Here is a 25020-nt window from a genome sequence, read left to right as displayed (position 1 = left end):
CCTCCTATCCGAATTTCCCGTTAATGTAATCCTCTGTTTTTTGCTGCTTCGGACTTGTGAAAATTTGTTCGGTTTGTCCGTATTCAACGATCTCGCCGTTTAAAAAGAAAGCCGTCCGGTCAGACACCCGCAAAGCCTGCTGCATATTGTGAGTGACAATAATAATTGAGTATTCGCTTTTCAATTCCGTAATCAATTCTTCTATTTTCGCATTCGAAATCGGATCTAGCGCTGAAGCAGGTTCATCAAGAAGAAGAACGGCCGGCTTCATCGCGAGCGTTCTGGCAATACATAAACGCTGCTGCTGACCGCCTGATAACGAAAGTGCAGATGAATGCAAACGGTCCTTTACTTCATCCCAGAGCGCCGCTTTTGTTAAGCTTTCTTCCACGATGTCATCGAGCACTGATTTGTTCCGCTCTCCGGCATATTTTAATGCATGCGTGATATTATGGTAGATCGATTTTGGAAATGGATTCGGCTTTTGGAAGACCATGCCGATTTCTCTTCTTAAGCTGACAACGTTAATATTGCTTCCCAGTATATTTAATCCTTCATACAAAATTTCACCTTCGCTTCTTGCAGAAGGAATTAAGTCATTCATGCGGTTAATATTTCTAAGAAAAGTAGATTTGCCGCATCCTGACGGCCCGATCAAAGCAGTCACCGCATTTTTTTCAATCTCCATATTCACGTGACGAACGGCCTGTTTGTTTCCGTAGAAAATAGACAGATCCTTCACCTCGAGCACATTTTGCTGCTGAGGAAGCATAACCGCACTCTCAGGCTTTTCTTTTACCATTTGTTCAGACATTGTTTTCGCCTCTTTCCGGTCTAATTTGCCGTAAGCTTTTTATAGATTATTGTTCCAAGCCATCTCGCCGCGAGATTGAAGACTAGGACTGAAATCACCAGCACTGCAGAACCGCCGTTGGCAATCGCTTCAGCATCCGGAATCATCCCTTGCGTATTTACGTTCCAAATGTGGACCGCAAGTGTTTCAGCGGGTCTGAAAATATTAAGCGGCGATGTTTCAGAAAACGGATTCCACTCTGCAAAATTGAGGCGCGGCGTTGTAAGCCCTGCTGTAAATAATAAAGCCGCCGCTTCCCCGAACACCCTTCCTGACGCTAAAATGGCACCTGTAATGATGGAAGGGATCGCACTTGGTATTAAAACAGTTTTTACGGTATGCCATCGAGAAACACCTAAAGCGAGCGATGCTTCCTTCAAATCTTTAGGGACTGAACGGACCGCGTCTTCTGTCACACGCACCATAACAGGAAGATTAAAGACCGTTAATGCCAGCGCCCCGCCTATGATCGTATATCCCCAGCCTGTCAGGTTAACAAACATCAGTAAGCCGAACATTCCAATGACAATTGATGGAAGAGATGAAAGGACCTCAATACACGTTCTGATAAAATCTGTCACTTTGTTGTTAGGCGCGTATTCCGCCATGAACACTCCGCCGCCCACTCCGAGCGGGATGGTAATCAGCATCGTGATAAACAGAATATAAAAGGAGTTAAACAGCTGGTCTCGTATCCCGCCTCCTGCGGCAATGGCGCTTGATTTTGTCGTAATAAAATCAAAGCTGAGCTGAGAAACACCGTTAATAATAATATAGGAAAACAGACCGACTAGAATCGCGGCGATAATGGCTGCGCATAAACCGAACATTCCAGTCGCCAGTTTATCTATTAATTTGCGGTTCATTACACTTTCCTCCTAGATGACAAGTAGCGAATAAGCAGGATGAATAAGAATGACATCACCAGCAGAACAAGTCCCATTGACCACAGTGTATTATTTTCAACGCTTCCGTATGTGGTATGGCCCATATTCAGCGTAATAATGGTTGTCAATGTTCCTGCGGTGTCAAACAGACTTTCAGGCAATACTCTTGTATTTCCAATGACCATTTGGACAGCCAGAGCCTCACCAAACGCACGCGCCATACCTAGGACAACGGCAGTCATTAATGTCGGAAAAGCTGCAGGGATGAGCACTTTTCTAATGGTCTGCCATCTTGTCGCACCGAGAGCGTAAGAACCTTCTCTTAAGCTTTTCGGAAGTGATGCCATCGCATCGGCTGAGATAGATGTGATCGTCGGCAGAATCATAATGGAAAGCACAATCGTTCCCGCCAATAAACTGTGTCCTGTTCCGCTCGTTTTGAACTGAGCAATAAAAGGCACCAATACTGTAAGACCTATGAATCCATAAACAACAGATGGGATGCCGACCAATAATTCGATCACCGGCTGCAGCACTTTCTTCCCCCAATTCGGCGCAATTTCTGTCATAAAGATCGCACCTGCTATGCCGAGCGGCGCAGCAATGAGAGCGGAGAGAATCGTTACTGCAAATGAGCCAAAGATAAAAGGCAGCACTCCGTATTTCGGATCAGAATCTGTAGGGTTCCAATTCAGACTCGTTAAGAATTCAATTGGGCTTACACCATTTACAAGAAAAGATTGCAGCCCCTTAATGCCGAGGAAAATAGTGATCGCCACAGATGCCGCTATCATTATAAGCGCGCAGGCTGTCACGATCATTCTTCCCCGAACTTCATCCAATTGCCTATTTTGCCTAGAGCTGATTAAACGTTCGCTCACAGACATATTTTCTCTATTGTTTATCATTGTTTTACACTCCTATGAATGTGTTAAGAGGAGAAACGGAAGTCTCCGCACTCCTCTTTTTATTTAGATCAGCTTTGCTTCCCTTTGGCATCGCGAGTCACTTTCATATCAGTCACCGGAATGTACCCTTGGTCAGTTACAATGCTTTTTTGAATGTCTTCACTCTTTAGATAATCAAGAAATTCTTTCGCTAGATCTTTCGCTTCGCCTTTTGTATAAGAATGCTGATAAGCCCAGATTGGATATTCTCCAGTAGTAACGTTTTTCGCTTCCGGCTTCACACCGTCAATAGATAAAGCTGTTACCTTGTCATCTGTTAAATATGAGAATGCAAGATATCCAATCGCTCCCGGAGTATCAGCAATGATTTTTTTCACAGTGTTGGAAGAATCCTCAGTAATGCCTTCTGCTGGTTCTTCTCCGTCAAGCGCGTATTTTACAAATGTAGCACGTGTACCTGAAGAATCAGGACGGTTTACAAGCGTAATTTTTTGGTCCTTCCCGCCAAGCTCTTTCCAGTTTTTGATTTTGCCAGTGAAGATTTTTTTCAATTCATCTTTTGAGATATCTTTTACACCTGTATCAGGGTTTACAGCCGCTGCCATACCGACTACTGCAACTTGATGATCTACAAGCGCTTTTGCGTCGATACCTTCTTTTTCTTCAGCGAAAACATCTGAATTTCCGATTTGAACAGCTCCTTCAGAGACTTGAGAAAGCCCTGTTCCAGACCCCCCTGCTTGTACCTGTATATCAGCATCAGGGTTTTCTTCCATAAATTTTTCTGCAGCTGCAAGTACTAATGGCTGCATGGCCGATGAACCAGAAATGGTTAAAGAACCTGATGCCTTTTCTTCTCCTTTTGCAGAGCCGCTATTTGTTTTTTCACTTTCTCCTGCGTTTCCGCATGCAGCTGCAATCATCATAAAAGCAGCCATCAGAAGCATAAGCACCAATTTGTTTTTTTTCATTTCCTGAATTCCCCCTGCGTATAATGTGTAATTTGTCCTACACGTATAGAGTAAAGGTTCTATGTAAAATAGGTTTAAATCGAATGTTAAGGTTTTGTAAATCCGTGCATTTTTTTGTATAAAAAAAAACGCCCACATGATGTGGGCGTTTCTGTTTAGTTATCAGAAGACGTTGTGTTTTCTGCTTTTTCTTCAATTTTGTCTTTATTTTTTTGCTGAGTATCTTCTTTGTCCTGCTTCGATTTCAGCTCAAAATATTTATCCAATACTTCTCTGCCGATTTCGTTCGTAATGGTATATTTAGCGCTGTAATCTACATAAGCCCAAGGAACTACAACAGAGATGGCAACCTCAGGGTTATCAGCAGGCGCATAAGCAACAAGTGTTGTATTATAAGTACTTTCACCTGTTTTTGATTTATTTGGTCCGTCATAGAACGATTGTGCTGTTCCTGTTTTAGCAGCAGGTTTATAAGATGCTGAAGCAAATTGACTTGCCGCAGTTCCTTTAGTCGCGACTCGTCTAAACCCGGCTTGAACCTCTTTAATATAATCGCTTTTCATGTCCACTTTATTCAGCACTTCAGGCTGAACAGATTGTACGACCGCCCCGATTCCTTTTTCTGCATCAGGTTCCCTTACTTCTTTTACAAGCTGAGGTTTCAAGCGGTAGCCACCATTTGCGATTGTTGATACATATTGTGCTAGTTCGAGCGGTGTATACGTATCATATTGGCCGATAGCATAGTCTAGCAAGAATCCCGTCAATCTGCTTGTTCCTTTATAGCCTGTCATTTCATTTGGAAGGTCAATCCCAGTTTTTACACCAAGTCCAAATTGACTGAAATAATTCCGGAACGTATCAAAAGCCGTCGTATCAATCGGTAAAGCTTGATGCGGTTTATATTCACCTTTTCCAAGTGCGATTGCAGTTTTAAACATGAATACGTTTGAAGACTGCTCTAAGGCTCTTTGAATATTAACAGGTCCCAAAGTAGTCCACGATTTTTTACCGTTTTTATCCTGACCAATATATAATGGTTCATCCTGAAAAACTGTATTCAGATTGATGGCACCGGTTTGAAGACCTGTCAGTACAGTTGCACCTTTGACAGCTGATCCCATAGCATAAGATGATGTCATATTCCCTAGTGCGTAATCATCAATTTTATATTTCCCGTTTTCTGTTTTAATCTGCTTACCCGCCATCGTCAGCACTTCACCGTTTCTCGGGTCCATCATGACGACAAATGCCCGGTCTAACAATTCAGTACTTGGTCTTGCTTTAGCAGATTTGAGATTTTTCTCGATAATTTTTTCAACTGATTTTTGCAAGTCAATATCAATTGTAAGCACGAGATCTTTACCGGCTTTCCCTTCAGAAACGGTCTTCGTTCCCGTTACATTGCCGTTTGAATCTGTGATATTTTCCACCTTCGCTTTTTGCCCCTGCAAAAGGCTTTCGTATTGATATTCCAGATAACTTTTACCAACCCTGTCGTTTCTGCTGTAGCCGAGCGATAAATAATGGTCGAGCAGATTTGACGGCAATCCTTCATCAGAGCTGGAAACACTTCCGAGCACTGAGCGGAGAAGATTTTTATACGGATATTCACGTTCCCAGTCTGATGTGACATCAACACCCGGCAGTTCATCTAAATGTTCACTTACAACTGCCATTTCTTTCGCTGAAACATCTTCATTTTTGATGTATTGCGGTGTTAACGCATATCCGGAGTCCATCTGTCTTTTAATGGCGAGAATCTGCATGTCTTTATCAGTCAATTCATTCAGCTGCTTATCAGTAATCCGTTTTAGCTGGAGCTGGTATAAATCATCATCTGATAATTTTTTATTTTCTACCTGCTGTCTTTCCTTAGAAGTAATCAGCTTTTTCGCTTCTTTTGGTCTAGTCAAAATCCAATAATCTTTTTTATCCCGTTCTGTTACTTTTTTTGTGTCGACTTTAATCATATCTGCCAGCTTTTTTGCGATTTTCAAACGCTGTTCTTGCGTTGTAGATTTAGATCTGGTGTATGTAATCGCATTTAAAGCCTTATTTGTTACAATGGCATTAAAATTCCGATCATAAATTTTCCCGCGCGGCACCGCCGAGCTGACTTCACTTTGTTCCTGCTGATTGGCTTGATTTTTGTAATCATCGCCTTGAACGATCTGCTTAATGCCAAGCTCCACAATAATCCAGGTGAATATAACAAAAGCGGCCAAAAATAAAATATTCAGCCGGATTGGAAGCGACTTCTTTTTCTCTTTATGATTTTGCTTTTTTTGTTTATTTCTCCTCATAACATCACCTTTTTCTATTTACAGAAAGAAAAGACACTCAAGTAAGAGTGCCATTTTTCATTTTAAAGGTTTTTTCGACTTTTTTCTACAGATAACCCCTTATTGCCAAAAAATTATCTTTCGCCTTTTAAAAGGTTCGGTTCAGTCACCCGTTTGTGGCCGTCTTCTTCCATAGTTTCATTTTCCTCTTCTTTCTCTTTAAAACGAATATCCTTGACAAAGTAATAAATGAGCGGATGCCCGATGCCCAAGATGGCAAGCGACAACGGTATACCCATATCTTCTTTAAAAAGGGCCACGATAAGGAGAAAGCATAAAATCGAAACAATTCTGCCGGCGTTTAAAAACATTTCTCTCAGCACGATATATTCAATTCTCGCTTTTCTGGCATGTCTGGCCCGTCCTATGACATCATATGTAAGCGATACATAAGGCACGAGCAAAAGAGGATAGCCGATCGCAATAAACACGCCGTACGTCAATAATGTCGTAAAGCTCATATGAAAGAGTATCAAAAACAGCGCACCATACAAAATAAGGCCGCCCAGCAAAATTGATTTTTTACGGGCCTTTTTCTTAATCAGCCTTGATGCAAAATAATAGGCAAAAAAGGAAACAGCGGAGTTGACGAGACCAAAGGTTCCGAGGGCCAGTTCGCTGTTTGTCTCAATAAACACAAAAACACTGATTAAAAAGACGAAAATCCCTTCTCTCAAGCCCTGAAAAAAATGCGCATTTGTAATTCGCCGCCAGTTCATATTAGTGTGGCGTTCTCCAAATACCTTACTCAGCATAAATTGGCCCTTTGATTCTCTCCGTTTTAGGAAGAAGCTCATCACGACAGCCAGTGCAAATAAACTGAGGGAGAGACTGAAAATGACAGTGTAACCCGTATTATTTTCAAGCCTTGAGATGACAAATCCTGCAACAATCGGACCAATCATTCCTGCGGATGAGGACAGGATGCCCATAAAGCCGTTGAAAAAATCCCGCGTATCAGGCTCTGTTATTTCAAAGGTGAGCACATTAAACGCGAGCCAGTAAAATCCATAGCCTACTCCGAGCACCGCTCCGATGAGAACAAGACGTGATGCTGCAGTTTCTCCAGCCAGCAGCACACTTAAATAAAATGCTGCTAAAAAAATCACTCCAAATCTAAGAATGAAAACCCGGTCTATTTTTTTGGCTAATCGGCCAGCTAAATAAAATGTTATCGGCTGCATCGTCACAATCGATAAGTTGTATATCGCCAAATCAATAAATTTCCCTGACTGCTTCCAGAGATACACATTCACAAATGTATTGGAAAGCGCAATTCCTAACGAGTAAAGACCGCCAACGGTCAGCAGAAGAAGTAATCCTTTATTTACATTTACATCTCCAATTACCTTTTTTAGTTTGCTCATTACTGACTCCCCTTTACTACCCCTTAGTCTGTCTCACTGAAACCGAGATATGTAAAGAGAAGACATAAAAAAACAAGGCCCTTTTATGAGGGCCTTGTTTTGCGTTATTATTTTGCTGCGCTGTAAAGACGAGCAACTTCGTTCCAGTTTACCACATTCCAGAAAGCTGAAATGTAATCAGGACGGCGGTTTTGATAGTTAAGGTAGTAAGCATGCTCCCAAACATCAAGACCTAGGATAGGCGTTTTGCCTTCAGAAAGCGGAGAATCTTGGTTTGGCGTGCTTGTGATTTCAAGTTTGCCGTTATTTACAACAAGCCATGCCCAGCCTGAACCGAAACGTCCAGCTGCTGCTGCAGCGAATTGTTCTTTGAATTTGTCCAAGCTTCCAAATACACTGTTGATCTCTTCAGCAAGCTCGCCAGTTGGCTCGCCACCGCCGTTTGGAGATAAAAGTGTCCAGAATAATTTGTGGTTCGCGTGTCCGCCGCCATTGTTGCGGACTGCTGTGCGGATGTTTTCAGGAACAGAATCTAGATCTGCAACAAGCTCTTCAACTGATTTGTTTGCAAGAGCAGTGTTTCCTTCAACCGCTTTGTTTAAATTTGTAACGTATGTGTTATGGTGCTTCGTATGGTGAATATTCATAGTTTCCTTGTCGATATGCGGTTCTAAAGCATCGTACGCATAAGGTAATTCTGGAAGTTCGTAAGCCATGATAATTCCTCCTTAATATATATGTACTGAAATGCCGCTTCACAGCGAGCCTTTCTTCATTCAATGTAACAAAAGAACGCCGTGTAATCAATGAAAAAGCTCACAATTTGGCTATTTCAGCAGACATATTTCACTTTAACCGTTAGATTGCCCCCTTAAACCTCCTGACAGCAATTCTTACAGGACAGTCCATAAAAAATATCCGATCATTAAAAGATGAATAATTCCCTTTGCAATGACCCCCGTTAAAAAGCCGATCAATGAGCCTAGCCCAATTTTAAACGCTGATTTTACATCTTTTTGATGTACGATAAGCTCTGCGCAAACAGCTCCGATAAACGGCCCTAAAATAATCCCCGCAACCGGAATCACAAAGGGACCGATCAACAACCCGATCGTACTCCCCCAAATAGCAGCTTTGCTTCCGCCGAACCTCTTTACACCAAGCAGGTTGGAAACGTAATCTGCGGCGAATAATACTGCGGCGAATACAGCTTCAACCAGCCAGAACATATAGGAATACGGACTGAAAGAAAACAAAAATCCGTATAATACAAAACCGGCAACGATAAATACAACACTTGGAATAACAGGATACACAAGCCCGATAAAAGCGATGATAAATAGTGCAGCGATCAACAGCCAATACAAAATATCCATAGAATCCATCCTCCTCAATATGCTTACATCTCTGATCTTACACTTCCGCCAATGCAGGTCTTCCTTGTATTCATACGCAGGCAACGATACAATAAGCAACATATATTGTATAGCTAGGAAGTGAAGACAGTGAATGTATTTCAGCTTTTCATCAAAAGTACATACTCTCCACGGGATATTGCAAAAACAAGATTTCAAGGAATCGGAAAAGCGATTCTTTATGTATTTTTGCTTTCTGTCCTTTTTGCGATCCCCACTGCTTATTATGTAAGCTCAGGGACCGTCCAATCTATGAACGGCTTTAAATCCGTTTTAAACAAAGATTTCCCTGATTTCACAATTTCAAACGGCAAACTTCAGACGGATGAAAAAAAAGCCACAGAATCAAAGGCAAACGGCTTTGTCATTGTGTTTGATCCGACGGATGCATATGGCACGGAACAAATCGAAGCAAAGCAAAACGCAATAGGTATACTTCAGGATAAGTTTGTTTTGGCCATTGACGGACAGGCCCAAGAGATGGCTTACTCAATGATGCCGTCAGATTTAACCAAAAAAGATGTCACTACAGGGTTAAACCAAAATAAAACAATGATCGTGACTGTTCTCTCAGTACTCATTTTTCTCGTGACAGCGGCGGGAAAATTTATTGAGGTATCATTCTTGGCGCTTATCGGGCTAATCATAAAGAACGCTCAGCAAAAGCAGCTGTCCTACCAGCAGCTATGGAAGCTTTCTGCTTACTCCATTACCCTTTCAACAATATTTTTTACGATTATGCGTGCGTTAGAAACAACGGTGCCAAGTGAATTTTTAGTCAACTGGTTTGTTAACTTTGTCATCCTGTTTCTCGTATTAAAAGAGCTCCCGTCCAAAAAAGCTGTTGCTTAATTCGGAGACTGCCTTCGCAGTCTCTTTTCTTTTGTCATGAATCAACACGGACAAGCATACAATGTTATAAAAATTTTGTATGCGGGAGGCAAAATCAATGAAACGTCTCACTTTTGTATTCAGCATTCTCTTTATCCTTTTTATTATTTTTTATGACCTTAAAATTGGAACGATCCCCATTCAGAACCTCCCTGTCTATAAAGCATCGGCAACAACAGCTGTACAGGAAACAGCGTATAAAACGGTGACGGTAAAACCGGGTGACACGGTCATGTCAATTGTCGGGTCTGCAAGTTCCCCTGACGATATTGTAAAGGATTTTGAAACGCTTAATCCAAATGTAAAAGCCAATACGATTCAAGCAGGAACAGCATACAAATTCCCGGTCTACCCCTAATTAACGTTAATTTCTTGTCAGTTCGGCGAATACACTGTTACAATATAATTTGTAAAATACATTGACATACACCATACTAGGTTTATTCTATCTAGAAGCGGCAACTACAATTAAGGAGCGATTGACAAGTGAGTGAAATCACCCATCGTACAAAAACGCGTCCCGTTAAAGTGGGACCTTTAACAATAGGCGGTAACAATGAAGTCGTTATCCAAAGCATGACAACAACCAAAACACATGATGTAGAAGCAACTGTTGCGGAAATTAACCGGCTGGCTGAAGCCGGATGCCAAATCGTGCGGGTGGCTTGTCCGGATGAACGGGCGGCAAACGCCATTGCGGATATTAAAAAACGCATCTCCATTCCGCTCGTCGTTGACATTCATTTTGATTATAAGCTTGCGTTAAAAGCCATTGAAGGCGGCGCAGATAAAATACGAATCAATCCAGGCAACATCGGCCGCCGTGAAAAAGTCGAAGCGGTCGTTAAAGCGGCAAAAGAAAAAGGGATTCCAATCCGAATTGGTGTAAACGCAGGTTCATTGGAAAAACGGATTTTAGAAAAATACGGATATCCGACAGCAGACGGCATGGTAGAAAGCGCTCTTCATCACATTAAGATTCTTGAAGATCTAGATTTTCACGATATTATCGTCAGCATGAAGGCTTCTGACGTAAACCTTGCCATCGAGGCTTACGAAAAAGCGTCAAAAGCATTTGATTACCCGCTTCACCTCGGAATCACCGAGTCAGGAACGCTGTTTGCCGGTACAGTAAAAAGCGCAGCAGGACTTGGCGCGATTTTAAGCAAGGGCATCGGTAACACCCTGCGTATCTCATTAAGCGCAGACCCGGTTGAAGAGGTTAAAGTAGCGAGAGAGCTATTGAAATCCTTTGGTTTGGCCTCTAACGCTGCAACCCTCATCTCATGCCCGACTTGCGGCCGTATCGAGATTGATTTGATCAGTATCGCCAACGAAGTGGAAGAATATATTTCTAAAGTGAAAGCGCCGATTAAAGTCGCCGTTCTCGGATGTGCGGTAAACGGCCCGGGTGAAGCAAGAGAAGCTGATATCGGCATCGCTGGAGCACGCGGTGAAGGCCTTCTGTTCCGAAAAGGTAAAATTGTCCGTAAGGTTCCAGAAGAAACAATGGTTGAAGAACTGAAAAAAGAAATCGACATACTTGCTGAAGAGCACTACGCAAAACTTGAGGCTGAAAAAGCGAAATTAGCTGAAGAAACACAAAAAGCTTGACGGAAACCCGTCAAGCTTTTTTGTATTAGAAAAATGGAATAATAAATATTCCAAGCACTAATGAAACAACACCAATCCCCATAGCCCATGCACCCAGGCTTTGGGCTCCTCTTCTTCTTGCGATATAGCCGACAATAATACCGGCAGCTCCCAACAAAACAGGAAGAACAAACAATGAAATAATGGACAAGGCTAAAGCGATATACCCTATCCCCCGTCCTTCATTGACATTTCCGCCGCTGCGGTCATTCTCTTGGTCACCGCTTCGGTCAGAAGCACGGAAAGGCTCTGCAATTTCAGCAGCCGTTTCCTCAAAAAAACCATCATTGTCGCGGGTAATATTTGTTCCTTCAGAACCATGATCTACATAGTAACTGTTGTTATCACGTTTTTCGTAATCGTTTGCCACCTTCAATTCCCCCTTCTGTTTTATTAAAGGAGCTTTTATAGTTTGATCCATTTTTGCTGATTCATGTTTGCTAAACTTTTCTGGTAATGTTAATTGTTTATGTTACACTTGAAAGGATGAAACTGAAGGAGTGTGGGCATGTTACGGTTAGGAATAGATATTGACGGCACAATCACGGCTCAGGATACATTCGTCCCTTATTTAAACCGCTCGTTTAATCTTTCCATTTCATTAAACGATATGACGGATTATGATTTAACAAAACTGTTACATATTACACAGGAAGAATTTTGGGATTGGATGAATCAAAATGAAGCAATCATATATAAAGAAGCACTTCTTGCGCAGCATGCAAAACAGTCCCTTGACCTCCTCAAAGAGGAGCACCAGCTGATTTATATTACGGCGAGAAGGACTCATTTAAGCGATGTTACGTTCGAATGGTTTGACAGACAAAACATCCATTATGACCACATAGAGCTCGTGGGCGGGCATCATAAAGTCGAAGCGGTCAAAAAACATGACATCGACTTGTTTTTTGAGGATCATCACGGAAACGCAAGGATGATTGCAAAAGAAGCCGGTATACCGGTGATTTTATTCAATTCGCCTTATAACCAGCTTCCGATCGATTCAAATATCATTAGAGTTAACAACTGGCTCGAAGCGGTTCAATGGATAAATGAAAATAAACATTATTTCATACGTGTGAAAAATTAAAAAAGGAGCCTGATCAGGCTCCTTTTTCTCTATCCTTAACTCTTACGCAGAAGGTTGATCTTGCTTTTCCTGTTCACAGCTTGGACATGTCCCGTAAATCTCAAATTTATGCCCGCTGATTTGATAGCCATCTAGGTCATCATAGAGCTTATCCATCGGACAAGACTCAATTTCCTTTGTTTTGCCGCAAGCCAGGCAAATAAAGTGATGGTGATGATGAGTAAATGAGCATTTAAATCGGAACAGCTTTTCACCGGAGAGCTCAGTCGTTTCCAAAATACCTAGCTCTTCATATAAAGAAAGGTTTCTGTAAATTGTATCAAAGCTTAAACCGGGATAATCATCATTTAGTGCAGACAGTACATTTTTAGCGGTCAGATACCTGTCCGAATCAGCAAAAAGCTGAAGCATATCTTCCCGTTTGCTTGTATATTTATATCCGTTTTCTTTCAGTAAGTTCAGCGCTTCTTGTACGTTCATGAAGGGCCCCCCTTTTCGCTTTGCTTAAGAACGAACGTATCTTATATATCAAAAAGAAAATGGCAGCTGTCTGACCAGCAAGCCATTTTCTTTACTACTGATAAAATTATACCCATAAAATGAATAAAAGTAAATGAAAGCCTAGTGGATTGCGGTTTTGAATTTACCGCCTCTTGTTTCATGAGTATTCATAATTGTAATAAATGCATTATCATCGACTTCAAACACAATGGATTTGAGCTTGGTCACTTCCAGCCTTGTGACAACTGCATAAATCACATCTTTTTCCTCGTCTGTATAGCCGCCTTTTCCCTTCAGCTTCGTTGTTCCGCGTCCGAGACGGTGTAATATAGCGTCAGAAATCTCATCATACTGGTCCGAGACAATAATCACAGCTTTTGTTTCATCCAGCCCTTGGATGACCGCATCAATGGTTTTCATGGCAATGTAGTAAGTCATGAAAGAATACATAGCTTGCTCAGGACCGAACACAAAACCGGCCCAAATAAAGATAAATACATTGATGAGCATCACAAACTCACCAACTGAAAACGGCAGTTTTTTCGTTAGAAGGATACCGAGAATTTCTGTGCCGTCCATTGAACCACCGTTTCGAATTACCAGCCCGACACCAAAGCCGAGCAAAAGACCTCCGAATACTGTAGCCAGAATAGGCTGTGTCGTAATGGCTTCTACGTGGTGAAGCGAGGATTCGATTAAGGCAAGGCCGACAATCCCGATAACAGTAGAAACGAGGAAGGTCTTACCGATATATTTATATCCGAATATCATAAAAGGAATGTTTAAGATGACAACGAATACAGCGAAATTCAGAAAGGGGTTTGACATAAAGAGGTGGTCTAAAATAAGTGATACACCGATAATGCCTCCATCAATAAAATCATTGGGGACTAAAAATAATTCAATACTTACCGCCGCAGACGCAGCTCCAATCAGAATCATGATGACCCTGAATATAAAATGGGTAAATGATTCTCTTTTGTGTTGTTTTGTTGGGGTCATAAAATCTCCTTTCCTGCAATAACTATTTTAAATAGACTATGACTCTATTTTACCATGAAATGCTGACACATTTTACTGATTTGCCCATACATTATGTCTGAGAGGTGGAATGTTCGATGATATTATTTCAAAGAATTATTTTGCAGAGGCTCAATCAAGCCACTGCTGAAGATTTATTGAAGTACTCTAAGCAATACGGAATCAGTCTGACAAAACCGCAGGCAGTTGAAGTAGCAAACCTGTTATACGGGAAAAATGTGAATATTTTTAATGAGCAGGAACGTACGCGGCTGCTGAAACAAGTAGAATCCATTACTTCAAAAGAAACAGCCCAAACCGTTCATGAACTTTTCAAACAGTTCACAAGCTGAAAAAAGGGGGGGAATTCAATCCCCCCCTTTTTTTTATTGCTGTAAAATCTTTTCGAGTAATTTGTTGTCAAATTGCTTTTCTTTCAGCATTTGAATTTCAAAACGGTACGGCGGTTTTTTGTTCTTTTTATCTTCACCGACATACGGCGTTTCAAGGATTTTCGGAATGTCTTTTAACTGCTCATGATGAACGACATATTGCAATGCGTCAAACCCGATTTCCCCGAAGCCAATATTTTCATGACGGTCTTTTCTCGCGCCTTTGATATTTTTGCTGTCATTGATATGGAGCACTTTGATTCTGTCAATACCGACAATTTTATCGAACTCATTCAGCACTCCGTCAAAATCTTCGACAATATTGTAGCCGGCATCATGTGTATGGCATGTGTCAAAGCATACAGACAAATGCTCATTGTGTGTAACGCCATCAATAATTTGCGCAAGCTCTTCAAAGCTTCTGCCGCATTCAGATCCTTTGCCTGCCATTGTTTCTAATGCAATCTGCACATTTTGATTCGGATCAATGACTTCATTTAAACCTTCAATAATTTTTTTAATGCCTTCTTCGGCTCCCGCGCCAACATGAGCACCCGGGTGAAGGACGATTTGCTTCGCGCCGATAGCAGCTGTCCGCTCAATTTCAGAACGGAGAAAATCAACACCAAGCTCAAAAGTAGCCGGATTGGTCGTATTGCCAATATTAATAATATAAGGTGCGTGTACGATAATCTCGTCGATCCCGTTTTCCTGCATGTGAGCGCGGCCGGCTTCTATATTTAAGTCTTCAATTTTTTTTCGGCGCGTATTTTGCGGCGCACCTGTATAAATCATAAACGTGTTCGCCCCGTAAGAGACTGCTTCCTGACTCGCAGCCAGAAGCATATGTTTTCCGCTCATAGAGACGTGTGAACCTATTCTCAACAACCGGTTCCCCTACTTTCTTTTTTTAGATTGATTTCTTCGCTGTTTTTTCTTAATTTTCTCCATCTCGTAGCTCATTTTCTTTTTATATCCCGGCTTAACCTTCTTCGGCTTTTTCACGAGACGATGGGCGATTTCATCTGCTTCGTTCGGCGTCTTTTTACGCTTTTGGCGGCGCTGGCGGTCATCGCCTTTTTTCCATTCGCCTTTTTCAATCTCCAGGTAATCAAACTCAATACCCATTTTCTCAAGCTTCACCAATGCATCCTCATCAGAAAGCTCATAAATTGTCATGGCCTGTCCTGAAGAACCCGCGCGCGCTGTTCTGCCCACACGGTGAACATAGAAATCAAGATCATCCGGCAGCTCATAGTTGATGACATGGCTGACACCTTTAATATCAATACCTCTTGCGGCGAGGTCAGTTGCAATTACATAAGTGAATTCCAAATCATTAATCTGCTTCATGACTTTTTTCCGCTCACGAGGTGTTAAGCCGCCGTGCAGAAGTCCGATTTTCATACCTTTGCCCATCAAATACTTGGCAATATGGTCGGCAGTGTTTTTCGTATTGGCAAACACAATGCCTAAGTATGGGTTCAGATTAGACATGATATCGAAAAGGAGCTTGTCCTTATCACGGTGCTTTGAAGGAATAAGAATATGCTCAATTTTTGCAGCAGTGACCTGTTTCGGCTCCACGTGGGCATATTTCGGATTATCCATATATTTTTTCAAAAACGGCTTCAGCTTTTCCGGAATAGTTGCAGAGAACACAAGCATCTGCAGATTCTCCGGCATGCGTGAACCAATGTAATCAACGTCTGCAAGGAACCCCATATCCAGCATTAAATCCGCTTCATCAATAACAAGAGACTCAGCTTTATGAACACTTAATGCCTGTTCTTTGATTAAATCCGCAATCCGTCCCGGCGTTCCGACGACTAGATGCGGCTGCGTTTTCAGTTTATCAATGGCTTTCTGCTTATCTGTTCCTCCGATAAAACATTTCGAACGGATCGAATCGCCTTCTGCACCCTGCGTGATTTTCAGTGCTTCCTGATAAATCTGGTTGGCAAGCTCGCGCGTCGGAGCCGTGATGACCACCTGAACGACATCCTTAGCAGGATCAATTTTATTTAACAAAGGAAGTAAGTAAGCGTGAGTCTTTCCGGTTCCCGTCTGAGACTGTCCGATGACGCTTTCTTTTTTTAATACAGCAGGAATCAGCCTTTTTTGAATATCAGTCGGTTCATAAAAACCAAGGCGATGTACTGCATCTATAATAAACGGTTTCAATTCATACACATCAAATTTAGTTTCTTTCATTTTTCCCAGCTCCTTAAAGCGGCACATTATGTGTCCATCATCACATTATACCCGATTTACGTTAAAAACACCACGTTTGGAAGGCGTTTGTTTATTCAGATAAGGAAAGCAAATACCGAAACCCATGCATATTGTAATAGCAGAGAGAGCTGAAAGGAGGTACAAGTATGTTTTCACAGCAGCAGCCAATGAGAAACTATCCGCAGCCCGGTCCGCCCCGCCCTATGCAAAACCAGCGCATGATGGGAAGAACAGCGCCTGAAATGCGAAGACCTTCATTTGGTCCGCCGCAGCAAGGTTTCCAGCAATCAGGGCAGCAATTTCTTCCTCAGCCAAACGCTGGAGCAAGAAATGGGCCGGGCACAGGCTTAAAAGGGATGCTGTCCAAATTTTTGCCCGGCGCAGGAGGCACAGGGGCACCCGGAGCAGCCGCAGGCGGAGGAGCAGGTCTGCAAGGCATTCAAAATCTCGCCAATCCGGCATCGTTATCCAGTATGCTCAACAATGTGCAAAAAGTGCTCGGCATGGCGCAGCAAGTCACCCCTATGATCCAGCAGTACGGACCCTTAGTCCGCAATCTGCCGGCAATGATAAAGCTTTACAGTCAATTAAGCAAAAACGATGATACAGAGGGCACTGAAGAAGAAACGAAGACAGAATCGGAAGAAAGTGCAGAAACAGAAAAGAAAACTGCGTCCAACGACTCTGCCGAAAAGAAAAAATCAAAAGCAAGCAGTTCATCACCTGCAAAAAAAACAGAAGCACCGGACTTGAAGGAACAAGAATCAAAAACATCTGTCTCAAAGAAAAATGAAACGCCCTCTCCTTCCCCGAAAAAAACATCAGGCAGTTCAAAGCCGAGATTATATATTTAACATTCTTTGATATCTGGAGTGAGTTTGGCTATAATGGAGATCAGAAGAATGCAAGATTAGAGCCGTTTGATTACGGCTTTTTATATTGCCTTTACTCACTTCTGTATTGGAGGACAACCGAAAATGGACGTAATTAAAATTTCGCCGCGCGGCTATTGCTATGGTGTTGTTGACGCTATGGTAATCGCTAAAAACGCGGCACTGGATAAAAGCTTGCCAAGACCCATTTATATACTCGGGATGATTGTTCATAATAAACACGTCACTGATGCGTTTGAGGAAGATGGCATTTATACATTGGACGGCGCTAATCGACTGGACATCCTGAAGCAGGTTGACAAAGGAACTGTCATTTTCACAGCGCACGGCGTTTCTCCCGAGGTTAGACGAATCGCCGAAGAGAAAGGATTAGTCGCAATAGATGCTACATGTCCGGATGTAACGAAAACCCACAATTTAATCTTAGAAATGAAAGAAAAAGGATACCACGTAATCTATATCGGCAAAAAAGGCCATCCGGAGCCGGAAGGAGCGGTTGGCGTTGCGCCTGATATCGTTCACTTGGTTGAAACGCCGGAAGATGTCAAAAATCTCGATACCCAAGCTGAAAAATTGATCGTAACAAACCAAACGACAATGTCTCAATGGGATGTTCACGATATTATGGAGCTTGTGAAGGAAAAATATCCTCACGTTGAATATCACCAAGAGATTTGCCTGGCTACTCAGGTACGGCAGGAAGCTGTATCGGAACAGGCGAAAAAAGCGGACTTAACGATCGTTGTCGGCGACCCGAAAAGCAACAATTCAAACCGGCTCGCTCAAGTGTCAGAGGAAATAGCCGGAACAAAAGCGTACCGAATCGGCGATCTAAGCGAATTAAAATTGGAATGGCTTAAAGGCGTAAATACCGTTGCCGTTACTGCCGGAGCTTCAACACCGACACCGATCACCAAAGAAGTGATTCGCTTTTTAGAACAGTTCGATCATGAAGACCCATCAACTTGGACAATCGAACACAATGTTCCACTCAAAAAAATCCTTCCGAAAGTGAAAGCAAAAAACTGAGGCCCTCACAGCCTCAGTTTTTTTATAGAAAAGTAAATGGATTTGTATCCGTTTCAGAAATAAAGATATTGACGTCTACTTTTTTATCCTTACACATTGACGTCAGTTTTTTTGTGACGCCTTCTTTCATGATTTTTTCAGCGTAATGGCCTGGATCAATGACATTCAGACCAAGCATCATCGCATCATGGGCAACATGGAAATATAGATCACCTGTAACGTAAACATCTGCGCCTTTTCGTTTTGCCTGGTGGATATACTTGTTCCCGTCTCCTCCGAGAACAGCTACTTTCTTCACCATGCTGTCAGCCTGTCCCACCATTCTGACGCCGTTCACTTGAAGCTTGTCTTTCACAAACAAAGCGAATTCCTGAAGCGTCATTTCATTTTTAAGTGTTCCGACACGGCCTAGCCCTTTTTCAGCTGGTGACTGTTCGACAGGATAAACATCATAAGCCACTTCTTCATATGGATGGCTTTTTATCATTGCGTTTATAACGGCTTTTTCTATGCTTTTAGGAAACACAGTCTCCAGTCTGACTTCATGAACGAGCTCAAGCTCTCCTACCTCTCCGATAAAAGGCTGTGCGCCGTCCAGTGGCTTAAAGCTGCCAATGCCCTCAGATGAAAACGCACAATGGCTGTACTCACCGATATGGCCTGCCCCCGCATTTCCCAGCGCTCCTCTGACCTGCTCCTCATATTCTTTCGGCACGTATACGACCAGCTTTTTAAGAGGATCGGTATAAGTAGGGGCCAATACTTCAGTTTCACTCAGCTCCAAGGCCTCAGCAAGCAGATCATTTACGCCGCCATCAGCAACATCTAAGTTAGTATGAGCCGCATAGACAGCAATATCATGCTTTAAACACTTTTCAATCAGCCTTCCGCCGGGCTGATCAGTTGAAATATGCTTTAGCGGCCGGAAAATAGGAGGATGGTGCGCAATGATTAAATCAACATCTTTTTCAATCGCTTCATCGACAACGCTTTCCAATACATCCAGCGTAACCATCACATTTTTAACCGGTTTATTTAAACTGCCGATTTGCAGACCGATTTTATCGCCCTCAACTGCATAGGTTTTCGGAGAAAATTGTTCAAACAGCTGGATGACTTGCTGTCCGTTTACCGTTTTAGCCATGATCGATAACCTCCTTTAATAGCTTCATTCGATCGGTTAGTTCCTTCAATTTCTGTTTGTTATCTTCAGATGTTGCAGCACGGCTGATCTGTTCATATATGTTTTGAGTATGCTGAAGCTCTTGTGTCCATTTTTTCAAAAATACAGCATTCTTTTCTTTTGCCAAAAATGGGCCTACGAGCATTCCGGCCGGCAAAGAAATTCCTGCATAAGCTGCATCTCTGTCTCCGGATTCGGCGACAAGTACCTCATAGCACTTTCCGTCTTCCTCAAGAATCACTTCATCAATAAGTGCGTATCCTTCTTTATACAGCCACTCTCTAATATGAAAGGCATGAATATTCGGCTGTAAAATAAGCCGTTCTTTACCTGTCAGTTTTTCTTTGCCTGCTTCTAAAATATGAGCGATCAGTGACCCGCCCATCCCGGCAATTGTTATGGCGTCAGCCTCACCTTTCTGAAGCACTTCAAGGCCGTCTCCTTGTCTTACCGTTATGTGTGCGCTTAAGCCCGATTTTTCGACCTGCCGTTTGGCAGACAAGAATGGACCGTCTGTTATTTCTCCAGCAATAGCTTTGCTGGCTTTATGATTCAGCACCGCATAACAGGGAAGGTAAGCATGGTCAGAACCAATATCCGCTACTACTGCTCCATCCGGTATGTACTCCGCTACTGTTTGTAATCGTTTTGATAATTTTAATTCGTTCACTAGTCATCACAACTTTTCTCAATCATTTTTTCCTTTTCTATCATATAAAAAATCAGCCCGGAATCCAAGCTGAGCGAATGATTTTCAGTTTATTTCTTTGCAGGAACAACATCAAGTATGGGATGACGGACAAAAATAAAAGGCTGTCGAGAACATCTCGGCGGCCTGAGAACGTATAAAGAGAAAGATACATCCTTTATTTAATTTTAGACACCCATTCTGCCATGTCATCAAGCTTATCAGCCGGAACAAGACCGGAAGGCATTCCATTACCGCCTTTTTCAATCTTTGTTTTGATTTCAGCGACATCCTTCTTATCCCCTACACCTTTTAAACTCGGACCCGAAACCCCTTCATAATTTTCCCCGTGACACGCGATACAATTTGCCTTGTAAATGTCTTCCGGTGAAGCGTTCGCATCATCTTTTTCAGCAGACTTGCTTTCTCCCCCGCTCGCAATCTCACGAGAGTCATCAAGCCCCTTTACTGATAAAAAGAAAGTCAGACCAATTCCTAAAACAGCGATCAGTAAAAATGGAATAAGCGGATTCCATTTCATTTCCCTTCCCCCTTTATGATCCTTCCCCCTATGTAAACACTTCTAATTCTAACTTATTTTTACAAAAAGTAAATGGATTGGCATACAAAAGTTTTTTATTCACACTTTATACAAAATTGAATCAAAACATGCCTATTTCTCTAACATTCCTTTTATTCTATTGTATAATGTATTGTATACGCTTACAATAGAAAATATGGATTGGTATATTGAAATTTTTCATCACAATGTTCATTTGCAAATGACACCATTTTTCAGTAAAATAAAGGCATATTATCCATATATCTTTTTAAAAAAAGAAGAACGGATCTGCAAGACCCGTTCCATCTTATTCTAGAAAATCTTTCAAACGTTTACTTCTGCTAGGATGTCTTAGTTTCCGCAGCGCTTTCGCTTCGATTTGTCGAATACGCTCTCTCGTAACTCCAAATACCTTGCCGACCTCTTCCAATGTTCTTGTACGTCCGTCATCAAGACCGAATCGAAGCCGCAATACATTTTCTTCACGATCTGTTAACGTATCAAGCACGTCTTCAAGCTGCTCTTTCAATAGCTCGTATGCCGCGTGATCTGAAGGTGAAGTAGCCTCTTGATCTTCGATGAAATCACCAAGATGGGAATCATCCTCTTCACCGATCGGTGTTTCAAGAGACACTGGCTCTTGTGCTATTTTTAAGATTTCACGTACTTTTTCAGGTGTCAAATCCATGTCTTCCGCAATTTCTTCAGGTGTTGGCTCTCTGCCTAAGTCTTGCAATAGCTGACGCTGTACGCGGATTAATTTATTAATGGTTTCAACCATATGAACGGGGATCCGGATCGTTCTCGCCTGATCGGCAATGGCGCGTGTAATCGCCTGTCTGATCCACCACGTAGCATACGTACTGAATTTATAACCCTTACGGTAATCAAATTTCTCAACGGCTTTCATCAGACCCATGTTACCTTCTTGGATCAGGTCAAGGAACAGCATTCCGCGTCCGACGTACCGTTTGGCGATGCTGACAACAAGCCGCAGGTTCGCTTCAGCCAATCTGCGTTTGGATTCTTCATCACCTTCTTCAATTTTTTGCGCATAGGCGATTTCTTCCTTTGCAGAAAGAAGGTTAACCCGGCCGATTTCCTTTAAATACATACGAACTGGGTCATTGATTTTGACACCAGGCGGTACACTTAGGTCATTAAGGTCAAATTCTTCTTCGGCTTTGGCAAGCTGCTGAATATTAGGATCTTCTGTTTCTTCATTCTCACTAATTAATTCAACACCTTGTTCACCTAAAAATTCATAATACTCATCCATTTGGTCTGATTCAATCTCAAAGCTGGACATACGCTCAGCAATTTCTTCATATGTCAAAACGCCACGTTTTTTACCAGACTCGGTTAATTGTTCTTTCACTTGGTCGAATGTTAATTCAGTTTCGTGGGTTTGTTTATCAGCCATTATGGATCCCTCCTTCCAAAGCTTGCAACGAATTCTAAAAGCGGTATGATTCTTATTCGGTCCATTCAGGCGTTTTCTATGTGAACTGCCTTTAACAATGTGCGAATAATGAAATGACAATTCATGATGAGGTCAAGCGATCTATTTGCTCCTCCGCAAGGAATCATTGCCAATGAAAGCTCCTCATCAGTTGTCCCGGTTATTTTAAAGATCGGTTCAAAGTAACGATTTCTTGAGCCAGAGATGCCGCTCTCAAAAAATCTTTTTGCCTTTCGGCTTCGGCTCTTTCCGCCTCTTTTTCTTTTATCATTGACCATTTTCTGTGATTCAACACTTTTTTCACATAATCTGATAACTCGGCCTCGCTGAGTTCTTGATTAATCTGAAGCATTAAAATATCAGACAGTACCTGGCTTATATGATCATCCGTTACCCTGGCCATAATATGCTGAGGCGTCAGCTCGGCACCCTCTTCATAAAAAGCGTACAGATAGGCTGCCAAAGCGCGGTGTTCATCAATATTAAATTCAAACCCGACCCGGTCAATGACTTTTTTTATGACGCCCCTGTCACGAAGCATATGCGCCAGTAAAAGCCTTTCTGCATTTTCATACGCCGGGCGCAGCCGTTTTTGCCTTGCCTTAGTTGTCAAATGCGCTCTTCTTGTTTTCGTTTCACTGCTGCTGTCAGCAGGTTTGTTTTGCCTGCCGAATACGGTCAGCTGCTCAGTTAATGACTCCTGGGAAATCGAAAATTCGGAAGCAAGCTGTTTCACATAGACTTCCTGTTCAAGTGATCCTGACAGCGCGCTGATTTCTTTAAGCACTTCTTTAATGTAGGCTAATCGATCGCCTTCATCGGACAGGTTCTTTCCTTTCCGGAAATATTGCATTTTAAACGCCATTACCGTAACGCTTGCATCGACAATGTCGTTTTTGAATTTTTCTCCGCCGTACTGTTTAATGTAATCGTCAGGGTCCAATCCGTCAGGGATCATTGCGACTCTGACTTTACAATCTTTTTTCTGAAGAAGCTCTGCAGCTTTCAAGGTGGCTTCATATCCGGCTTTATCAGAGTCATAGCAAAGAATGATCTCCTCCACGTTTCTTCTCAGAATCTTTACATGATCATCTGTCAGAGACGTGCCCATCGTCGCTATACTCTCTTTTACGCCTGAGTTTACCGCTGATATGACATCGGCGAATCCCTCGAATAAGACAGCTCTTTCCTGCTTTCTGATATGAAGCCGAGCCTTGTGAAAATGATAAAGCAGCTTGCTTTTATGAAAAAGCGGCGTTTCCGGACTGTTCATATATTTTGGCTGCTGGCTGCCAAGCGCTCGGCCTGAGAAAGCCACAACAGCTCCATGATGGTCATGGATCGGAAACATGATTCGGTTTCTGAAACGGTCAAAATATCCGCTTCCGTCTTCGCGTCTGATTAGCAGACCCGCTTTTTCCATTTGCGTTTCACTGAAGCCCCGCTTGACGAGAAATTTTGTTATGAAATCCCAAGAATCAAGAGCATAGCCGATCTGAAATTCATCAATCAGCTCTTTTGTAAACCCTCTTGCAAGCAAATAATCCAGCGCTTCTTGACCTTCTTTTGTATTTATTAACAAATGATGGTAAAATTTCTTCAGAAGCTCATGAGCCTCCGCCATTTTTTGTTCTCCGGAGGATTCTGGCCGGACTGCGGTGTGAACCGTTATATCATCTGGAAAATCAATGTGGTATTTGTCCGCAAGGTGGGAAACCGACTCAGCAAACGAATAGCCCTCCATCTGCCTCAAAAAGGAGAAAACATTGCCGCCCGCTCCGCAGCCGAAGCAATGAAAAATCTGTTTGTCTGGCGATACGGAAAACGAAGGTGTGCTTTCTCCGTGAAAAGGACAGAGTCCAAAGTAGTTTCGGCCTTGCTTCTTTAATTGAACATAATCACCTATGACTTCAACGATATCTGCCGACTTTTGCACCTTGTCTACAATTTCATCTGGTATCCGATTTCCCATCTTATAACACTCCGTCGTACATTATTCGATGTTTTAGTGCAAAATCCCTTCATCGTTCGACAGGATTTTTTGCAGCAGTGTAACAAATCGTTCTCGATCTTCACGATTCAATTTTTTAGGCCCTTTGGCATATATGCCTTTTCTCCTTTGTTTGCCGGAAACATGACGGCCTTCAAGGGCAAAATCAATCGTATCTTCCTTGTAAAGACGCCCTCTCTCCGACATGACGGTGACATTCCTGTTCACAAGCAAGGATGCTAAACCAATATCCTGCGTCACCACGACATCTCCCGGTTTTACATGATTTGCGATATATAAATCAGCAGCTTCTTTATGAGGATCAACATACTTCCATTTTTCTTCCTGACTTCTGGAAAGCTGGTAATGTTCAAATGAAGCGACAAAAAGAACTTGAACTTCATAATCGGATGCTGTTTGTAAAATTTCGTCTTTTACGGGACAAGCATCAGCATCGACAAAAATCGTCTTTTCTTTTTCATTAAGAAGAGTAATTCTCCATCCCTCCATTAAACTCCTGCATAAAAGCAAGCAAAATCGCACACCCTGCAAAAATGCGGGTGTATATGAATTTGTCGAAAAATTTCCGGGAGAAATTCTTGACATCTTACCCATAATAGTTTATTCGTATCACACTAACCTTAAACCTAAAATTAATCATTTTATCACAATTTTTTATTATAAT

Annotated in this window: 26 protein-coding genes; 7 read left to right on the top strand and 19 right to left on the bottom strand. The window is 42.2% G+C overall.

The window, feature by feature from the left end; all coding sequences use genetic code 11:
• Positions 1-4 precede the first annotated feature (4 nt).
• The 8 genes from pstB to KXD37_RS02905 all read right to left on the bottom strand — a co-directional run bounded on the left by pstB (position 5) and on the right by KXD37_RS02905 (position 8707).
• Positions 5-814, bottom strand: coding sequence for a phosphate ABC transporter ATP-binding protein PstB (pstB, locus tag KXD37_RS02940; RefSeq protein ID WP_127696765.1), 810 nt, complete (start codon positions 812-814; stop codon positions 5-7).
• A gap of 20 nt (positions 815-834) precedes the next feature.
• Positions 835-1719, bottom strand: coding sequence for a phosphate ABC transporter permease PstA (gene pstA / locus KXD37_RS02935; RefSeq protein WP_263463232.1), 885 nt, complete (start codon positions 1717-1719; stop codon positions 835-837).
• Positions 1719-2648: a phosphate ABC transporter permease subunit PstC gene (pstC, locus tag KXD37_RS02930; RefSeq protein WP_024122067.1), complete on the bottom strand. Its 930-nt coding sequence runs from the start codon at positions 2646-2648 to the stop codon at positions 1719-1721. Before pstC ends, pstA begins: the two co-directional genes overlap by 1 nt.
• 68 nt (positions 2649-2716) lie before the next feature.
• Positions 2717-3619, bottom strand: a complete 903-nt coding sequence (locus KXD37_RS02925; RefSeq protein ID WP_024122068.1) for a phosphate ABC transporter substrate-binding protein — start codon at positions 3617-3619, stop codon at positions 2717-2719.
• A 155-nt stretch (positions 3620-3774) separates the two neighbouring features.
• Positions 3775-5925, bottom strand: a complete 2151-nt coding sequence (gene pbpA / locus KXD37_RS02920) for a penicillin-binding protein 2A (RefSeq protein WP_095713286.1) — start codon at positions 5923-5925, stop codon at positions 3775-3777.
• A 113-nt stretch (positions 5926-6038) separates the two neighbouring features.
• Positions 6039-7331, bottom strand: coding sequence for an MFS transporter (locus tag KXD37_RS02915; RefSeq protein WP_024122070.1), 1293 nt, complete (start codon positions 7329-7331; stop codon positions 6039-6041).
• A gap of 107 nt (positions 7332-7438) precedes the next feature.
• On the bottom strand, positions 7439-8047 hold the full coding sequence (gene sodA / locus KXD37_RS02910) for a superoxide dismutase SodA (protein ID WP_106020105.1): 609 nt from the start codon (positions 8045-8047) through the stop codon (positions 7439-7441).
• Positions 8048-8224: 177 nt separating this feature from the next.
• Positions 8225-8707 carry a DUF456 domain-containing protein gene (locus KXD37_RS02905; RefSeq protein ID WP_106020106.1) on the bottom strand — a complete coding sequence of 161 codons (483 nt, stop codon included), beginning with the start codon at positions 8705-8707 and terminating at the stop codon, positions 8225-8227.
• Positions 8708-8836: 129 nt separating this feature from the next.
• Here KXD37_RS02905 and KXD37_RS02900 point away from each other — a divergent pair, with 129 nt between their 5' ends.
• The 3 genes from KXD37_RS02900 (at position 8837) to ispG (ending at position 11251) form a co-directional block, all read left to right on the top strand.
• Positions 8837-9598: a DUF1189 domain-containing protein gene (locus KXD37_RS02900; protein ID WP_106020107.1), complete on the top strand. Its 762-nt coding sequence runs from the start codon at positions 8837-8839 to the stop codon at positions 9596-9598.
• 97 nt (positions 9599-9695) lie between these two features.
• Positions 9696-9995 carry a LysM peptidoglycan-binding domain-containing protein gene (locus KXD37_RS02895; protein ID WP_105953603.1) on the top strand — a complete coding sequence of 100 codons (300 nt, stop codon included), beginning with the start codon at positions 9696-9698 and terminating at the stop codon, positions 9993-9995.
• 137 nt (positions 9996-10132) lie between these two features.
• The gene (gene ispG / locus KXD37_RS02890; RefSeq protein WP_174754447.1) at positions 10133-11251 is read left to right on the top strand and encodes a flavodoxin-dependent (E)-4-hydroxy-3-methylbut-2-enyl-diphosphate synthase; all 1119 of its coding nucleotides are present in this window, start codon (positions 10133-10135) and stop codon (positions 11249-11251) included.
• A gap of 25 nt (positions 11252-11276) precedes the next feature.
• Here the strand turns inward: ispG and KXD37_RS02885 are convergent, their stop codons facing one another.
• Positions 11277-11666: a DUF308 domain-containing protein gene (locus tag KXD37_RS02885; protein ID WP_082687864.1), complete on the bottom strand. Its 390-nt coding sequence runs from the start codon at positions 11664-11666 to the stop codon at positions 11277-11279.
• 132 nt (positions 11667-11798) lie between these two features.
• Here KXD37_RS02885 and KXD37_RS02880 point away from each other — a divergent pair, with 132 nt between their 5' ends.
• A complete protein-coding gene (locus tag KXD37_RS02880; protein ID WP_263463231.1) occupies positions 11799-12380 on the top strand; it encodes a hypothetical protein in 582 nt (193 codons plus the stop codon).
• A 42-nt stretch (positions 12381-12422) separates the two neighbouring features.
• Here the strand turns inward: KXD37_RS02880 and KXD37_RS02875 are convergent, their stop codons facing one another.
• Together KXD37_RS02875 and KXD37_RS02870 are read right to left on the bottom strand one after the other, a co-directional pair.
• Complete coding sequence (locus tag KXD37_RS02875) at positions 12423-12860, bottom strand: Fur family transcriptional regulator (RefSeq protein ID WP_010334964.1); 438 nt, start codon at positions 12858-12860, stop codon at positions 12423-12425.
• Between the two features lie 141 nt (positions 12861-13001).
• Positions 13002-13883, bottom strand: a complete 882-nt coding sequence (locus KXD37_RS02870; protein ID WP_010334965.1) for a YitT family protein — start codon at positions 13881-13883, stop codon at positions 13002-13004.
• Between the two features lie 116 nt (positions 13884-13999).
• On the opposite strand from KXD37_RS02870, the gene KXD37_RS02865 reads away from it, so the two are divergent.
• A complete protein-coding gene (locus tag KXD37_RS02865; protein WP_059352365.1) occupies positions 14000-14254 on the top strand; it encodes a DUF2624 domain-containing protein in 255 nt (84 codons plus the stop codon).
• 33 nt (positions 14255-14287) lie between these two features.
• On the opposite strand, the gene KXD37_RS02860 is transcribed toward KXD37_RS02865, so the two are convergent.
• Together KXD37_RS02860 and cshB are read right to left on the bottom strand one after the other, a co-directional pair.
• Positions 14288-15181, bottom strand: coding sequence for a deoxyribonuclease IV (locus tag KXD37_RS02860; protein ID WP_127696762.1), 894 nt, complete (start codon positions 15179-15181; stop codon positions 14288-14290).
• Between the two features lie 9 nt (positions 15182-15190).
• Complete coding sequence (gene cshB, locus KXD37_RS02855) at positions 15191-16507, bottom strand: DEAD-box ATP-dependent RNA helicase CshB (RefSeq protein ID WP_106020109.1); 1317 nt, start codon at positions 16505-16507, stop codon at positions 15191-15193.
• A gap of 167 nt (positions 16508-16674) precedes the next feature.
• Here cshB and vrrA point away from each other — a divergent pair, with 167 nt between their 5' ends.
• Both vrrA and KXD37_RS02845 read left to right on the top strand, forming a co-directional pair.
• Positions 16675-17382 (top strand): VrrA/YqfQ family protein, encoded by a 708-nt coding sequence (vrrA, locus tag KXD37_RS02850; protein ID WP_106020110.1) that lies wholly within the window; start codon positions 16675-16677, stop codon positions 17380-17382.
• Positions 17383-17505: 123 nt separating this feature from the next.
• Complete coding sequence (locus KXD37_RS02845) at positions 17506-18450, top strand: 4-hydroxy-3-methylbut-2-enyl diphosphate reductase (RefSeq protein WP_024122079.1); 945 nt, start codon at positions 17506-17508, stop codon at positions 18448-18450.
• A 22-nt stretch (positions 18451-18472) separates the two neighbouring features.
• Here the strand turns inward: KXD37_RS02845 and KXD37_RS02840 are convergent, their stop codons facing one another.
• The 6 genes from KXD37_RS02840 to KXD37_RS02815 all read right to left on the bottom strand — a co-directional run bounded on the left by KXD37_RS02840 (position 18473) and on the right by KXD37_RS02815 (position 24845).
• Positions 18473-19594 carry a Nif3-like dinuclear metal center hexameric protein gene (locus KXD37_RS02840; RefSeq protein WP_106020111.1) on the bottom strand — a complete coding sequence of 374 codons (1122 nt, stop codon included), beginning with the start codon at positions 19592-19594 and terminating at the stop codon, positions 18473-18475.
• Complete coding sequence (gene trmK, locus KXD37_RS02835; protein ID WP_240671150.1) at positions 19587-20255, bottom strand: tRNA (adenine(22)-N(1))-methyltransferase TrmK; 669 nt, start codon at positions 20253-20255, stop codon at positions 19587-19589. The genes KXD37_RS02840 and trmK overlap by 8 nt, the downstream gene beginning before the upstream one ends.
• A gap of 244 nt (positions 20256-20499) precedes the next feature.
• Entirely contained in the window at positions 20500-20862 is a 363-nt protein-coding gene (cccA, locus tag KXD37_RS02830; protein WP_003237051.1) for a cytochrome c550, read from the bottom strand.
• 328 nt (positions 20863-21190) lie between these two features.
• Positions 21191-22306 (bottom strand): RNA polymerase sigma factor RpoD, encoded by a 1116-nt coding sequence (gene rpoD / locus KXD37_RS02825; RefSeq protein WP_003226225.1) that lies wholly within the window; start codon positions 22304-22306, stop codon positions 21191-21193.
• A gap of 199 nt (positions 22307-22505) precedes the next feature.
• Positions 22506-24317 (bottom strand): DNA primase, encoded by a 1812-nt coding sequence (gene dnaG / locus KXD37_RS02820; RefSeq protein WP_106020113.1) that lies wholly within the window; start codon positions 24315-24317, stop codon positions 22506-22508.
• A gap of 33 nt (positions 24318-24350) precedes the next feature.
• Entirely contained in the window at positions 24351-24845 is a 495-nt protein-coding gene (locus tag KXD37_RS02815) for a YaiI/YqxD family protein (protein ID WP_106020114.1), read from the bottom strand.
• Positions 24846-25020: the final 175 nt, after the last annotated feature.

The sequence above is a fragment of the Bacillus sp. XT-2 genome (assembly GCF_025696525.1).
GTDB classification, from domain to species: domain Bacteria; phylum Bacillota; class Bacilli; order Bacillales; family Bacillaceae; genus Bacillus; species Bacillus halotolerans.
Note: the sequence above shows the minus strand (reverse complement) of the source record. Positions and strands in the feature narration are given on the sequence as shown.

Excerpts from the sequence above, each read along its gene's own strand:
- KXD37_RS02905 (WP_106020106.1), bottom strand. The coding sequence starts at position 8,707 with ATGGATATTTTGTATTGGCTGTTGATCGCTGCACTATTTATCATCGCT.
- cshB (WP_106020109.1), bottom strand. The coding sequence starts at position 16,507 with ATGAAAGAAACTAAATTTGATGTGTATGAATTGAAACCGTTTATTATA.
- KXD37_RS02870 (WP_010334965.1), bottom strand. The coding sequence starts at position 13,883 with ATGACCCCAACAAAACAACACAAAAGAGAATCATTTACCCATTTTATA.
- KXD37_RS02815 (WP_106020114.1), bottom strand. The coding sequence starts at position 24,845 with ATGGAGGGATGGAGAATTACTCTTCTTAATGAAAAAGAAAAGACGATT.
- pbpA (WP_095713286.1), bottom strand. The coding sequence starts at position 5,925 with ATGAGGAGAAATAAACAAAAAAAGCAAAATCATAAAGAGAAAAAGAAG.
- KXD37_RS02915 (WP_024122070.1), bottom strand. The coding sequence starts at position 7,331 with ATGAGCAAACTAAAAAAGGTAATTGGAGATGTAAATGTAAATAAAGGA.
- cccA (WP_003237051.1), bottom strand. The coding sequence starts at position 20,862 with ATGAAATGGAATCCGCTTATTCCATTTTTACTGATCGCTGTTTTAGGA.
- KXD37_RS02880 (WP_263463231.1), top strand. The coding sequence starts at position 11,799 with ATGTTACGGTTAGGAATAGATATTGACGGCACAATCACGGCTCAGGAT.
- sodA (WP_106020105.1), bottom strand. The coding sequence starts at position 8,047 with ATGGCTTACGAACTTCCAGAATTACCTTATGCGTACGATGCTTTAGAA.
- KXD37_RS02865 (WP_059352365.1), top strand. The coding sequence starts at position 14,000 with ATGATATTATTTCAAAGAATTATTTTGCAGAGGCTCAATCAAGCCACT.
- pstC (WP_024122067.1), bottom strand. The coding sequence starts at position 2,648 with ATGATAAACAATAGAGAAAATATGTCTGTGAGCGAACGTTTAATCAGC.
- KXD37_RS02925 (WP_024122068.1), bottom strand. The coding sequence starts at position 3,619 with ATGAAAAAAAACAAATTGGTGCTTATGCTTCTGATGGCTGCTTTTATG.
- pstB (WP_127696765.1), bottom strand. The coding sequence starts at position 814 with ATGTCTGAACAAATGGTAAAAGAAAAGCCTGAGAGTGCGGTTATGCTT.
- KXD37_RS02840 (WP_106020111.1), bottom strand. The coding sequence starts at position 19,594 with ATGGCTAAAACGGTAAACGGACAGCAAGTCATCCAGCTGTTTGAACAA.
- pstA (WP_263463232.1), bottom strand. The coding sequence starts at position 1,719 with ATGAACCGCAAATTAATAGATAAACTGGCGACTGGAATGTTCGGTTTA.
- KXD37_RS02845 (WP_024122079.1), top strand. The coding sequence starts at position 17,506 with ATGGACGTAATTAAAATTTCGCCGCGCGGCTATTGCTATGGTGTTGTT.
- rpoD (WP_003226225.1), bottom strand. The coding sequence starts at position 22,306 with ATGGCTGATAAACAAACCCACGAAACTGAATTAACATTCGACCAAGTG.
- dnaG (WP_106020113.1), bottom strand. The coding sequence starts at position 24,317 with ATGGGAAATCGGATACCAGATGAAATTGTAGACAAGGTGCAAAAGTCG.
- KXD37_RS02895 (WP_105953603.1), top strand. The coding sequence starts at position 9,696 with ATGAAACGTCTCACTTTTGTATTCAGCATTCTCTTTATCCTTTTTATT.
- vrrA (WP_106020110.1), top strand. The coding sequence starts at position 16,675 with ATGTTTTCACAGCAGCAGCCAATGAGAAACTATCCGCAGCCCGGTCCG.
- KXD37_RS02875 (WP_010334964.1), bottom strand. The coding sequence starts at position 12,860 with ATGAACGTACAAGAAGCGCTGAACTTACTGAAAGAAAACGGATATAAA.